This is a genomic window from Micromonospora sp. HUAS YX12 (assembly GCF_040215685.1).
Lineage (GTDB): Bacteria > Actinomycetota > Actinomycetes > Mycobacteriales > Micromonosporaceae > Micromonospora > Micromonospora tulbaghiae.
On record NZ_CP157974.1, the window covers coordinates 4856769 to 4869763 of the forward strand.

14 protein-coding genes are annotated in these 12995 nt (G+C 73.5%); 9 read left to right on the top strand and 5 right to left on the bottom strand.

The features are described from left to right. Window positions 1-52 precede the first annotated feature (52 nt). From ABIH81_RS23120 to ABIH81_RS23140, 5 genes are all read left to right on the top strand, one after another. Entirely contained in the window at window positions 53-469 is a 417-nt protein-coding gene (locus tag ABIH81_RS23120; RefSeq protein ID WP_349876987.1) for a DUF6069 family protein, read from the top strand. Window positions 470-676: 207 nt separating this feature from the next. Beyond that, window positions 677-1084 (top strand): YciI family protein, encoded by a 408-nt coding sequence (locus ABIH81_RS23125; protein ID WP_349876988.1) that lies wholly within the window; start codon window positions 677-679, stop codon window positions 1082-1084. Between the two features lie 8 nt (window positions 1085-1092). Beyond that, entirely contained in the window at window positions 1093-2235 is a 1143-nt protein-coding gene (locus ABIH81_RS23130; RefSeq protein WP_349881180.1) for a DUF6596 domain-containing protein, read from the top strand. Window positions 2236-2278: 43 nt separating this feature from the next. Next, complete coding sequence (locus ABIH81_RS23135; protein ID WP_349876989.1) at window positions 2279-3526, top strand: MFS transporter; 1248 nt, start codon at window positions 2279-2281, stop codon at window positions 3524-3526. Window positions 3527-3574: 48 nt separating this feature from the next. Next, entirely contained in the window at window positions 3575-4759 is a 1185-nt protein-coding gene (locus tag ABIH81_RS23140; RefSeq protein WP_349876990.1) for a lycopene cyclase family protein, read from the top strand. A gap of 75 nt (window positions 4760-4834) precedes the next feature. Here ABIH81_RS23140 and ABIH81_RS23145 read toward each other — a convergent pair whose 3' ends face one another. Beyond that, window positions 4835-5623 (bottom strand): tyrosine-protein phosphatase, encoded by a 789-nt coding sequence (locus ABIH81_RS23145; RefSeq protein WP_349876991.1) that lies wholly within the window; start codon window positions 5621-5623, stop codon window positions 4835-4837. Window positions 5624-5693: 70 nt separating this feature from the next. Here ABIH81_RS23145 and rnhA point away from each other — a divergent pair, with 70 nt between their 5' ends. Further along, a complete protein-coding gene (gene rnhA, locus ABIH81_RS23150) occupies window positions 5694-6257 on the top strand; it encodes a ribonuclease HI (RefSeq protein ID WP_349876992.1) in 564 nt (187 codons plus the stop codon). Here rnhA and ABIH81_RS23155 read toward each other — a convergent pair. The 4 genes from ABIH81_RS23155 to ABIH81_RS23170 form a co-directional block, all read right to left on the bottom strand. Next, complete coding sequence (locus ABIH81_RS23155) at window positions 6176-6436, bottom strand: hypothetical protein (protein WP_091418334.1); 261 nt, start codon at window positions 6434-6436, stop codon at window positions 6176-6178. The genes rnhA and ABIH81_RS23155 overlap by 82 nt on opposite strands. Window positions 6437-6599: 163 nt before the next feature. Further along, entirely contained in the window at window positions 6600-6854 is a 255-nt protein-coding gene (locus tag ABIH81_RS23160) for a preprotein translocase YidC (protein WP_349876993.1), read from the bottom strand. 439 nt (window positions 6855-7293) lie between these two features. Continuing rightward, window positions 7294-8151, bottom strand: coding sequence for a pentapeptide repeat-containing protein (locus ABIH81_RS23165; protein WP_349881181.1), 858 nt, complete (start codon window positions 8149-8151; stop codon window positions 7294-7296). Window positions 8152-8317: 166 nt separating this feature from the next. Then, complete coding sequence (locus ABIH81_RS23170; RefSeq protein ID WP_349876994.1) at window positions 8318-8719, bottom strand: SSI family serine proteinase inhibitor; 402 nt, start codon at window positions 8717-8719, stop codon at window positions 8318-8320. Window positions 8720-9126: 407 nt separating this feature from the next. Here ABIH81_RS23170 and ABIH81_RS23175 point away from each other — a divergent pair, with 407 nt between their 5' ends. The 3 genes from ABIH81_RS23175 to ABIH81_RS23185 all read left to right on the top strand — a co-directional run bounded on the left by ABIH81_RS23175 (window position 9127) and on the right by ABIH81_RS23185 (window position 12990). After that, a complete protein-coding gene (locus ABIH81_RS23175; protein ID WP_349876995.1) occupies window positions 9127-10134 on the top strand; it encodes an ABC transporter permease in 1008 nt (335 codons plus the stop codon). Between the two features lie 57 nt (window positions 10135-10191). Beyond that, window positions 10192-11937 (top strand): ABC transporter substrate-binding protein, encoded by a 1746-nt coding sequence (locus tag ABIH81_RS23180; RefSeq protein ID WP_349876996.1) that lies wholly within the window; start codon window positions 10192-10194, stop codon window positions 11935-11937. Window positions 11938-12000: 63 nt separating this feature from the next. Then, complete coding sequence (locus tag ABIH81_RS23185; RefSeq protein WP_349876997.1) at window positions 12001-12990, top strand: ABC transporter permease; 990 nt, start codon at window positions 12001-12003, stop codon at window positions 12988-12990. Window positions 12991-12995 lie beyond the last annotated feature (5 nt).

Here is a 12995-nt window from a genome sequence, read left to right on the forward strand (position 1 = left end):
GCCTGCCCGGCCTAGCGTTCCCGGCAGTCGTCCCGATGTGGAGGAGCCACCGATGGAGAACACGATGCCGACCGTCGCCGCCCGCCCGAACCGCCGCCGGGACCGCCTGCTGACGGTGCTCACGGCCGCCGCTGCCACGCTGCTGGGCTGGCTGGTCGCGGTACCAGTGGCCGGGGTGGAGCTGACCGCGCGTACCGGCTCCGCCGAGCAGCGGGTGACGCCGGTGGCCGTGGTGGTGAGCACGCTGCTCGCCGGGCTGGCCGGCTGGGCACTGCTGGCCCTGCTGGAGCGGCTCACCGGCCGGGCCCGGACCGCCTGGACCGCCGTCGCGGTGCTGGTGCTGCTGGTGTCGGTGCTCGGGCCGCTGGGCGGGGGAGTCGGCCGGGCGGCGACGCTGACGCTCGTGGCGTTGCACCTGGTCGCGGGCGCGGTGCTGATCACCGGCCTGCGCCGGACCGCCGTCCGGTGACGGCCCGGACTGCCGGGTGACGGGTCCGGGCCGCCGCGACGGGGGTGGGCGGCCCGGACCCTCAGAACTAGCCTCCTAGGACGCTCTACGCGACGTGACACCCGGCACCGGAAATTCCTCCGCCGCCGATGTCGAGAACGGAGGGCCGGCTTCGTCCCCGGAGTGAACGCGGCCAGAATGGGTCGCACCCTCCACGAGGAGACACCGATGAAGTACCTGCTCCTGAAGCACTACCGCGGCGGTCCGACCCCGGTCACCGACATGCCGATGATCGACAAGTGGACGCCGGAGGAGATCTCCGCGCACGTGCGCTACATGCAGGAGTTCGCGGCGCGGCTGCAGGAGAGCGGCGAGTACGTCGACGGCCAGGCGCTCGCCCCGGAGGGCACGTTCGTCCGCTACGACGGCGAGGGACGCCCGCCGGTCACCGACGGCCCGTTCGCCGAGACGAAGGACCTCATCGCCGGCTGGATGGTGATCGACGTGGACAGCTACGAGCGGGCGCTCGAACTGGCCGCCGAGCTGTCGGCCGCGCCGGGGCAGGACGGCAAGCCGATCCACGAGTGGCTGGAGCTGCGCCCGTTCCTGACCGGGCCGCCCACCATCACCGAGTGAGCCGTCCGATGGACGAGGTCGCGCTCCGCAGCCTCATCCCGGGCGTGCTCGGTGTCCTCGTCCGCCGCGGAGCCGACTTCGCGGCGGCCGAGGACGCCGTGCAGGACGCGCTCGTCGAGGCGCTGCGTGCCTGGCCGGCCGAGCCGCCCCGCGATCCGTTGGGCTGGCTGGTCACGGTGGCCTGGCGGCGGTTCCTGGACGCGGCCCGCGCCGACGCCGCCCGGCGCCGGCGCGAGGACGTCGTGGACGAGGAGCCGCCGCCCGGCCCGGTGCCGGCGGTGGACGACACGCTGCGGCTCTACTTCCTCTGCGCGCATCCGTCGCTGAGCCCGTCGTCGGCCGTCGCGTTGACGCTGCGCGCCGTCGGCGGGCTCACCACCCGGCAGATCGCGCAGGCGTACCTGGTGCCGGAGGCCACCATGGCGCAGCGGATCAGCCGGGCCAAGCGGACCGTGTCCGGCGTGCGCTTCGACCAGCCCGGCGACGTGGCCACCGTGCTGCGGGTGCTGTACCTGGTGTTCAACGAGGGCTACTCCGGCGACGTGGACCTGGCCGCCGAGGCGATCCGGCTCACCCGGCAGCTCGCCGCCGCGATCGACCACCCCGAGGTGGCCGGGCTGCTCGCGCTCATGCTGCTGCACCACGCCCGCCGGGCCGGCCGGACCGCGCCCGACGGCAGCCTGGTGCCGCTCGCCCAGCAGGACCGCAGCCGGTGGGACACCACGCTGATCGCCGAGGGCGTGGGCATCCTCCAGACCGCCCTCTCCCGCGACCGGCTCGGCGAGTTCCAGGCCCAGGCCGCCGTCGCGGCCCTGCACGCGGACGCGCGTACCGCGGCGGAGACCGACTGGGTGCAGATCGTCGAGTGGTACGACGAACTCGTCCGGCTGACCGGCAGCCCGATCGCCCGGCTCAACCGGGCGGTCGCCGTCGGCGAGGCGGACGGCGCGCGCGCCGGGCTGGCGGCGCTCGCGGCGCTCGACGACACGTTGCCCCGGTACACGGCGGTGGCGGCGTACCTGCACGAACGCGACGGCGACCCGGACACGGCGGCGCGGCTGTACGCGGAGGCGGCCCGCCGGGCGTCCAGCCTGGCCGAACGCGACCACCTGAACCGGCAGGCGGCCCGCCTCAACACCCGCCGCCGGTAAAACCGGTCGGCGGCGCACGTCTCCGCTGGTAGGTTGCCTCGCCGTGACGGGGGAACGGCTCGGCGGGCGCTTCGCCCGACTGTGGACGGCGAGCACGCTGTCCGCGCTGGGCAGCGGGACGGCGACGGTGGCCGCGCCGCTGTACGTGGCGTCGATCACCGACGATCCGCTGGTGGTGTCGGCCGGGGCGGCGGTGTCGTGGCTGCCGTGGCTGCTGTTCGCGCTACCCGGTGGCGTGCTCGCGGACCGGGTGGACCGGCGGCGGCTGATGGTGCTCATCGACTGGGTACGCGTCGGCGCGCTGGCCGCCCTGGCGGTGGCGATGCTCGCCGATCGGGCCGGGATCGCGCTGCTCTACGCGGTGCTGTTCGTGGTGAACACCGGCGAGGTGGTGTTCCGTACCGCCGCGCAGGCGGTGCTGCCGGCGGTGGTGCCGCGCTCGCTGCTGGAACGCGCCAACGGCTGGCTGGGCGGCGGCACGCAGGTGATGCAGAACATGATCGCCGGCCCGCTCGGCGGGTTCCTGTTCGTGCTGGCGGCGTCGCTGCCGTTCGCGCTCAACGCCGGCACGTACGCGCTCAGCGCCGTGCTGGTCGGGCTGCTCGCCGGGACGTACCGGGGCGGGGCGGCGCTTCAGGAGCGGCGTTCGGTGCGGGCGGAGGTCGCGGAGGGGTTCCGCTGGCTGTGGGGGCAGCGGCTGCTGCGCACCATGACGGTGCTGATCGGCCTGCTGAACGTCACGCTGACCGCGGCGGTGGCGGTGCTGGTGCTGCTCGCCACCGAGCGGCTGGGGCTGGGCTCGGTCGGCTACGGCGCGTTGTTCACCTGCATGGCCGTGGGCGGCGTGCTCGGCTCGCTGGTGGGGGACCGGCTGATCGCCGCGATCACGCCCACCTGGACGGTGCGGACGGGGCTGCTGGTCGAGGCGGGACTGCACCTGGCGCTCGCCGCCTCCCGCAGCGCGGTCGTGGTCGGGCTCGCGCTGTTCGCGTTCGGGGCGCACAGCGCGCTGTGGAACATCGTGGCGAACTCGCTGCGGCAGCGGCTCACCCCGCACGCGTTGATGGGCCGGGTCGGCAGCACCACGTTGTTCGTCGCGGCGGGCGGCAACTGCGTCGGCGCGCTGCTCGGCGGCGTGGTGGCGGCCCGGTTCGGCATCACCGCGCCGTACTGGGTGGGTTTCGTGGTGGCGGTCGCGGTGATCGCCGCGACGTGGCGGGTCTTCGACCGGGCGACGGTGGCCGCCGCCTACGCCGAGCCGGCCCCGCAGAAGCCCGCGCCGGTGGCCTGAGCGCGGGTCGGCCTGTGGCGGCGTCCGCCGGTGTGGCAGCGTGGCCGGATGCACGCATCCTTCCCGGTCGACGTCGACCTCGCGCTGGTCGGTGGCGGCGGTGCCGCGTCCCTGGTCCTGGCCGCGCTGGACCGGCACGACGTGACCGGGCTGCGGGTCGCGGTGGTGGACCCGGTGCACAAGCGCGGCCAGGACCGTACCTGGGCGTTCTGGGGCCGGCCCGGCGACGACCTGGACCCGCTGCTGAGCGCGAGCTGGTCGCAGGTCGACGTGGTCACGCCCGCCGGCCGCCGCGTCCTGCCGCTGCACCCCCTGCGGTACGCCATGCTGCGCTCCGCCCCGGTCTACGACCGGGCTGCCGAGGCCGAGCGGCGGCTGGACGCGGTCCGGGTCAGCGCCCCGGCGGGGGAGCTGCGCGACGACGGTGAGCGGGTGACCGTGTGCGACCCGGACGGGCGTGAGCTGGTGCGGGCCGGGTGGGTGCTCGACTCGCGGCCCCGGCGGCCGTCGCGGCCGGGGCGGACCAGCTGGTTGCAGCACTTCCGGGGCTGGTGGCTGGCCGCCGACCGGCCCACGTTCGACCCGCAGCGGGCGGTGCTGATGGACTTCCGCACGCCGCAGCCGCAGCGCGGGGTGTCCTTCGGGTACGTGCTGCCGGTCGACGACCGGTTCGCGCTCGTCGAGTACACCGAGTTCGGGCCGGAGCTGCTCGACGACGCCGGGTACGACGCGGCGCTGCGCGGCTACGCGGACCTGCTCGGCCTGGACCTGACCGCGCTGCGGGTGCGGGAGGTCGAGGACGGCGTGATCCCGATGACCGACGGCCCGTTCGAGTCCCGCCCGAGCCCACGGGTGGTGCGGCTGGGCACCGCGGGCGGGGCGACCCGCCCGTCCACCGGCTTCACGTTCTCCGCGATGCTGCGCCAGGCCGACCAGGTGGCCCGGGCGCTCGCCGCGGGCCGCCCGCCGGTGCCCGCGCCCGCGTACCCGGGCCGGCACCTGTGGATGGACGCGGTGGCGCTGCGCGCGCTGGACCGGGGACACGTCGGCGGGGTGGAGTTCTTCGAGCGGCTGTTCGACCGCAACCCGCCGGAGCGGGTGCTGCGGTTCCTCGACGGCGTGACCAGCCCGGCCGAGGACCTGGCGGTGATGCGGTCCAGCCCGCTGCTGCCGATGACCGGCGCGGTGCTCGGCGACGCGGCCGGCCGGCTGCGCGCCCGGCTGCGTCGCTAGCCTTCGGCGACGCGGTCCCGCACGAGCGTCCGTAGTTGCCTTATCCGGTCGCCGCCGCTCGGCCGTCACCGGCGCTCAGTGGGTGGCCGTCGTCGGCGTACTGCCGGTGGTGCCCTGGGTGGGCAGCGGGTTCGTGCCGCCGGTGAGCAGCCGGGCGCGCAGCGCGTCGATCGTGTGCGCGCCGACGCCGAGCCGGCCGGTCACGTAGCCGTGCACGGAACCGTGTGCGGCTCGCAGGTCGGCCAGCACCAGCCGGATGATCTCGGCCGGCGCCCGCCCGTACGCCGGCCAGCCCGGCGTCGCGCCGCCGTTGCGCTCACGCCACTCGGCCACCAGCCGTTCGGTGGCGTGCTCGGTGAGTGCGAAGTCCGCCGCGATCTGGTCGTCGTCCACGCCGAGCAGGGACAGCACCAGCGCGGCGAGCAGCCCGGTGCGGTCCTTGCCGGAGGCGCAGTGGAACACCAGCGGGTGCTCGCCGTCCGCGATCACCTCGAGGGCCCGGCGCAGCTCGGCCACGCCGTCCTCGGCCACCTCGGCGTACCGGTCGGCCAGGTAGCGCCACGGGTCCACGCCGGGATCGATGTCGGCCTGCACGTACGGGCGGTGCTCGATGCTCAGGTTGTGCCAGGTGACGCCGGGGCTCTCCGGGGCCCGGCCGCGGTCGGCGATCTCCCACGGGTACCGCAGGTCGATCACGGTGCGCACGCCCAGCGCCGCGAACCGTTCCAGATCCGCACCGGCGAGCTTGGCCAGTGAGTCGGAGCGGTAGAGCCGGCCCCGGGCGACGGTGCGGCCGTCACCGGTCCGCCAGCCACCGAGATCACGGAAGTTGCAGAGCGTCGCGAAGTCCGGGGGAGTGGTCATGCCCGCACGCTAGCCGCGCGCGGCGGGTCGGGTGGTCCCGCGCGCCCGCGTACCCGGTAGGTTGCCGGGCATGGTGGAGGCGGAGACCGGCCGGGTCGTGGAGATCTGGACCGACGGCGCGTGCAGCGGCAATCCCGGGCCCGGCGGCTGGGGCGCGGTGCTGCGCTGGGGCGGGCACGAGCGGGAGCTGTGCGGCGGCGAGGCCACCCCGACCACGAACAACCGGATGGAGCTGACCGCCGCGATCCGGGCGCTGGAGAGCCTGACCCGCCCGGTCACGGTACGGCTGCACACCGACAGCACGTACGTGCGCAACGGCATCACCGGCTGGCTGAACGCGTGGAAGCGCAACGGCTGGCTGACCGCCGCGAAGCAGCCGGTGAAGAACGCCGACCTGTGGCAGGCGCTGGAGGCGGCGTGCGCCCGGCACGACGTGACGTGGCTGTGGGTGAAGGGCCACAACGGGCACCCGGAGAACGAGCGCGCCGACGCGCTGGCGAACCGGGGCATGACCGAGGCGCGGAGCGGCGCCGCCGCCACCCCGCGTACGGCTCAGCGCAGCGGCCGGCCCTCCTCGATCTCCTCCGGCTCCTCGGACGGGTCGCCGGTGCCGGAGACGGCCGCCACGTCGTAACCGGCGCGGCTGACCTCCCGTGCCGACCGCCGGTCCTCGGCGGGCAGGTCGGCGAAGTCGTCGCCGGTGTCGTCGGTGGTGTGCAGGGACTCGCCCGGCGGGCGCAGGGACGCCTCGTACGCGGTCGCGCCGTCGGGTTCGTCGCCGGCCGCCCGGCCGAAGGACTGTTCACTGGTCATGTCGCACTCCTGCCCGCAGCGGGTGACGGCAAACGTTCGTCGGCCTGCGTCGGTTCGGTGGCCTGTGTTCGTTCAGGGGCCTGCATCGGTTGGGTGGCCGGTGCCCGGTCGGTCGCCTGCCCCGGTTCGGTGGCCGGTGTCCGTTCCGTGGCTCGCGCCCGTTTCAGCGGGCGGCGTCCGGTCGGCGGGCCGCGTCCGGGTGGGTCGGCATCGAGGAGCCGCCCGAGCTGCTGCCGGACGCCCCGCCCGCCATGCCGGATCCGTCGTCCTCGGTCACCTCGTCCGGCTTCGGCGCTCTGGGAGCGGGCGCCGGCACGTCGGTGTCCGCGGCGGTCTGCACCAGCGGAACCTGCCCGGCCTCGTCCTCGGCGTGCGCCGGGTCGACCGGCTCCTCACCGTCGCGTGCCCGATACCCCACCGGTGGCCCTCCCGTCGGTCGACAGCCGTCCGGCCGCCTACCCGACCCCACCCCCACCAAACCCGCGCCTTCCCGTATCCGCCGGCCCGCCCCGGCCCCGGCCCCGGCCCCGTCTCGCGGTTGATCAAGGAGTTCGTGTCCCGATCCGGCCCCGAACCTGACCCAAACCCCTTGATCACCGCCGAGGTCCCTCCGGTGGGCCGGTCGAGGAGGAGTTCCTCGGGGGAACCCGTCCCCCTGGCTGCGGTGATCAAGGAGTTTGCGGCTCGAGGCGGGGCTGACGGGGACACAAAGTCCTTGATCGACGCTGTGTCTGCGCCTGCGCCTGCGCCGGCCGGCCGGTGCGGGTTCGGGGCGGGCGCCGAGGGGCGGGCCGACGGCCGGAGGCGGTGGCGGGCAGCGGTGGCGGGTGCGGGCGGGCCGGGGAGCGTCGACGGGGTCAGCGGCGGCGGCGCGGGCGGGGGTGTGCCGGGGTCAGCGTCAGGGACCAGTGGGCCGGGCGGCGTAGCCCCGGCGGCAGCACCGTTCGGTGGTCGCCGCGTGCGGCGTCGAGCTGCGACTGGTGCGTGAACAGGCACTCGCCCAGGTCCGCGCCGCGCAGGTCGGCCCCGCGCAGGTCCGCGCCGGTCAGGTCGGCGGCGCCGAGGCGTACGCCCCGCAGGTCGGCACCGATCAGGCAGGCACCGCGCAGGTTCGCCCCGGTCAGCGGGGTACGGCGCAGGTCCACCCCGATCAGCATCGCGCCCCGGCGGTCCGGGCCGGCCCGCCCGGCTCGTGCCTGTTCGCCGGCGCGGGACAGCAGGCGGTTGGCGCGGTCCCGGTGCGCGTCGACGTCGAGGGCGCGCAGTTCGTCAGGGGTGCCGTCGGTGAGCCGGGCGGTCTCGTCGAGCGCGACGGTCAGCTCGTCGCGCAGCGGGCAGGGCGGGGTCAGACGTACCGCCTCGGTCAGGTACCAGAGCAGCTCGTGCAGCGGCCGCAGCACCGCGAAGCTGTCGAACATCCGTTGCGCGGTGGCCGGGTCGGCGCGCCAGTCCCGGCCGGCGAACGTGTTCTGGGTGAGGTGCTGACCGGCGCCGAAGCAGTCGAACACGGTGCATCCGGGGAAGCCGCGTTGCCGCAGCTCGGTGTGGATGCCGCAGCGGAAGTCGGCGCCCAGGTTCGGGCAGGGCCGCCCGGCGGGCTTGTCGATGGCGAAGTCGGCGGACGCGGTGAACGCCGGCGCGACGCAGCAGACCCCGGCGCAGCGCGAACAGTCCGCCCGCAACTCCCGCCCGCCACCCACCGCGTCCGAGCCCAGTGCCACAGTTCCCCCTCCCAACACCCCACACCCATTCTCCGCACCCCACCCACCCCACCCCACCCCTCCCCACCCGCCCCGTCGATCATGAGGTTGACGGCGACAAATCGGACCGGAACCGCCGCCAACCTCATGATCAACGAGAACAGGCGGGGATGGGCGGGCGTCAGAAGGTGAAGAGGGCGGCGGTGGTGCGCTGCATCAGGCAGGGGTTGCCGAACGTCCGGGTGTAGGAGACCGGGCGGTCCTGCCAGAAGCCCACGGCACGCGCGACGACCGGGGCGTACTGGGAGGTGCACGGCGCGCCGTCCACGTCGAGCGCGTCCAGGTCGCCGTCGACGCGGGCGACGAGCCGGCAGGCGGTGATCGGGTCGGGGTGCAGGCCGCCGGTGGGCCCGCAGGTCAGCACCGTGGCACGCACGCCGGCGCCGTCGTCGACGGTGAGCAGCAGCACCGAGGGGGTCTGCGGGCCGGGGCGCGGCGCGGCCTCCGCGGGGGCGGCCGGCACGGCGAGGCCGCCGAGCGCGGCGGCCAGTGCCAGAGCGGCGGTACGTCGGGCGAAGGGCATGGGTGGTCCTTCCGTCGGGGCCCGGATGAGGGCCGGTGGACGGCCCGGCACGTCGTGCGAACCGGACCGCCGAGAACCCTAGGTGGACGGTGTGAACGCGAAGAGTCACGAAGTGTTACACCGGCCGCCCCGGTCGCCCGTCCGGTGTGACATCGGCGTACGGGAGTGCCCGAACGGCTGACAACCGCCTGAGCGCCTCGCGGCAACGCATTCCGAATTTGCGGCACGGCCACCTGAAAGGCTGACAACCGAATCGCGCCGTTATTGCGCCGATGCATTCCGTACGCCGGATCGTTGTCAATGCACGACAACCGGAACGGCCGTTACCGGAACGATTCTTTCCAGTGTCCGGAAGCGCATTACCGTCGGATGGCAGGGCGTTTTCGTCCCCATCGGGAGGACTGCTCATGAGCGAACTGTCGCACCCGCCGGCCACTCCCGGCCCCGACGTCGAGGCCGTTCCCGGCCCCGCCGGCCGGCCCGGCGAATTCGTCGGCCGGTCACCCGGCCAGCTCGCCTGGCTGCGGCTCAAACGCGACCGTACGGCCCGGGCCAGCGCCGTCACGCTCGCCGTCGCCGCCCTGGTCGCGCTCGGTGCGCCACTGCTGGGACGGCTCACCGGAATCGACCCGACCGACAAGTTCGTGGACCGTCTCAACGATTTCGGAATGCCGATCGGGTATGCCGGCGGAATCAGCGCCGACCATTGGCTGGGACTCGAACCCGGCAGTGGCAGGGACATCCTGATGCAACTGGTCTACGGCCTGCGGACGTCCCTGTTCATCGCGTTCACCTCGGCGCTGCTGGCGTCCGGAATCGGTGTCGCGGTCGGAGTGCTGGCCGGGTGGGCCAGAGGCTGGCTGGACGGCGTCGTCAACTGGCTGATCGACCTCACGCTGGCGTTCCCGTTCCTCATCTTCGCGCTCGCGGTCATCCCGATCCTCCAGGACCGCTTCTACTCCGACCGGGAGGCGCCGTCGCCGGCCTTCCGCGTGGCCCTGATCGTCGCCACCTTCGGCCTGTTCAGCTGGACGTACACCGCGCGCCTGGTCCGCGGGCAGGTGATCTCGCTGCGGGAACGGGAGTTCGTCGACGCGGCCCGGGCCGCCGGCGCCGGCACCGCGCACATCCTGCTGCGGCAGCTGCTGCCGAACATCTGGGCGCCGATCCTGGTCACCGTCTCGCTGATGGTGCCGCAGTTCATCGCCATCGAGGCGGCGCTGGCGTTCGTCAACATCGGCGTCACCGAACCCACGCCCGACCTGGGCCGCATGATCTTCAACAGCATCGGCTACGTCGCGAGCGACCCCTGGTACACCCTGTTCCCCGGGTTGACGGTCTTCCTGCTGGTCCTGGCGTTCAACCTGCTCGGCGACGCGCTGCGCGACTCGCTGGACCCCCGCTCCACCCGGTAGTCCCCACGGCCATCAGTGCCCGGCCGGCGGGGGCCGCCGGGCAGGAAGGAGCACACCGTGCGCGCACGAACCCGGACACTGACAGGTGTCCTCGCCGCGGCGGCGCTGGCCGCCGCCGGTTGCAGCCCCACCACCGACGGCGGTGGCGACGACGACCAGAAGACCAAGACCCAGAGCGGCTCGATCTCGTACGAGGCCGCCGACAACCAGGGCCCGGCGAAGGACGTCGACGGGGCGACCCGCGGCGGCACCCTCACCGTCATGCAGCCGGCCGACTTCGAGCACCTCGACCCGGCCCGCAACTACGTCAACGTGCAGCAGGTCGCCGGCGGGCTGCTCTACCGCGCGCTCAACGGCTACAAGGAGGACGGCAGCGGCAAGCTGCTGCTCGTCGGCGACCTGGCCACCGACCCCGGCAAGGACGTCAACGGCGACTGCAAGGTCTGGGAGTTCACCCTGCGCGACGGCGTGAAGTACGAGGACGGCACGCCCGTGTCCAGCAAGGACGTCGCCCACGGCATCGCCCGGTCGTTCGCGGCCAACCTCAACGAGGGCCCGCACTACATCCAGCAGTGGCTCTACCCGGGTGGGGCGTACAACGCCACCTACAAGGGACCGTACGACGGTGGCAAGCCGGTGCCCGACGGCGTCGCCACGCCCGACGACCGGACCATCCGGTTCACCTTCCCGCAGCCGCACTGCGACCTGCCGTACGCGGCGGCGCTGCCCACCAGTGCTCCCGTGCCCGCCGCGAAGGACACCCGCGCCAACTACGACCTGCGGCCGTTCTCGTCCGGGCCGTACCGGGTGAAGTCCTACCAGCGCGACGTGTCGCTGGAGCTGGAACGCAACCCGAACTGGGATCCGGCGACCGACCCGATCCGCAACGCGTACCCGGATGCGATCCGGATGACGTTCGGCCTGGAGCAGGCCCAGATCGCCGAGCGCCTGGTCGCCGACGGGCCGGCCGACCAGGCGGCGCTGAGCTGGTCGGACGTGCCGCCGTCGGTGCTGCCCCGCACCACCGGCGCAGGCGTCTCCGACCGGGTGGTTCGCGGCCCGACGCAGTACAACTGGGTGCTGAGCATCAACACCCAGCGGGTCACCGACCTGAGCGTACGGCGGGCGCTGAACTACGCGGTCGACAAGGACGCCCTGCTCAAGGTGCTCGGCGGACAGGCCGCCGGCTCACCGGCCACCACGCTCATGTCGCCCACCACCGCCGGTTTCGTCAAGTACGACCTGTTCAACGCCCCGGTCACCGGCGACAAGGCCAAGACCGCCGAGCTGCTCGCCGCCAAGCGGCCGAAGCTGGTGCTCGCCCACTCCAACCTGGAACTGCGTACCCAGCAGGCCGAGGCGCTGCGCAAGAACCTCACCGACATGGGCTTCGACATCGTGATGAAGCCGATCGACAACAGCAGCTACTACGACGAGGTGGGCCGCAAGGACAACCCGTACGACCTCTACCTCACCGGCTGGGGCTCGGACTGGCCCACCGGTTCGACCGTCATCCCGCCGGTCTACGACGGACGGGAGATCGTGGCCGAGGGCAACCAGAACCTGTCGTACCTCAACGAACCGTCCGTCAGCGCGGAGATCGACCGGGTCCGCGACCTGCCGGCCGCGGAGCAGGACGCCGGCTGGATGGCGCTCGACCGCCTGATCATGGACAAGTACGCCCCGGTCGTGCCCTGCTACTACGACGCCACCTACGAGCTGCACGGCTCGAAGGTCGGCAACGCCTTCCTCAGCGACGCGTTCGGGATCATCTCGCTCAACGGCATCTACGTGAAGAAGTGACAGCCGCACGGGGGCGGCGGCCACGGCGGCCGTCCCCGCGCCGACCTCGGGGGAGGTGCTCCCGTGCTCCGTTTCGTCGTACGGCGGCTGCTCGTCGCCGCCCTGACCCTGGTCGTCATCAGCCTGGTCACGTTCGGTCTCTTCTTCGCGGTGCCGAGCAGCCCGGCGAAGGTGATGTGCGGCAAGAACTGCACGGCCGAGGACATCGCCCAGGTCGAGCGCCGGCTCGGCATCGACCAGCCGCTGCCCCGGCAGTACGCCGACTTCGTGCGCGGCGTCTTCGCCGGCCGCACCTACGGCGAGGGTGACTTCCGGCAGGACTGCCCGGCGCCGTGCCTGGGCTACTCGTTCCGCAACAACCAGCCGGTCACCGAGATCGTCGCCCAGCGCGCCCCGGTGACGTTCAGCATCGTTCTCGGCGGCGCCGTGCTCTGGCTCGGCCTCGGCGTCTCGCTCGGCATGGTGTCGGCGTTACGCCGGGGTACGGCGTTCGACCGCGCCGCCATCGGCGTCACGCTGGCCGGGGCGTCGATGCAGGTGTACTTCTTCGGGCTGATCCTGCTCTACCTGCTCGTCTACTCCACGGGGCTGCTGCCGTTCCCCAGCTACACCCCGCTGACCGAGAGCCCGCTGCGCTGGGCGGCCGGGCTGCTGCTGCCCTGGATGACGCTGGGTTTCCTCAACTCGGCGCTGTACGCCCGGCTGTCCCGGGCGCAGATGCTGGAGACGCTGTCGGAGGACTTCGTCCGTACCGCCCGGGCGAAGGGGCTGCCCGCCCGGAAGGTGCACACCCGGCACGCGCTGCGAGCGGCGATCACGCCGATCGTCACGATCGCCGGGCTGGACATCGGCACCAGCCTCGGCGGCACGTTCATCACCGAGACCATCTTCGGCCTCCAGGGTCTCGGCAAGGCGACAGTGGAGGCGGTGCAGTTCCTCAACCTGCCGGTGGTGATGGCGACGGTGCTGCTGGCAGCGGTGTTCATCGTGGTCGCCAACATCGTCGTCGACGTGCTGTACGCGGTGATCGACCCACGGGTCCGGCTGAGCTGAGGGGA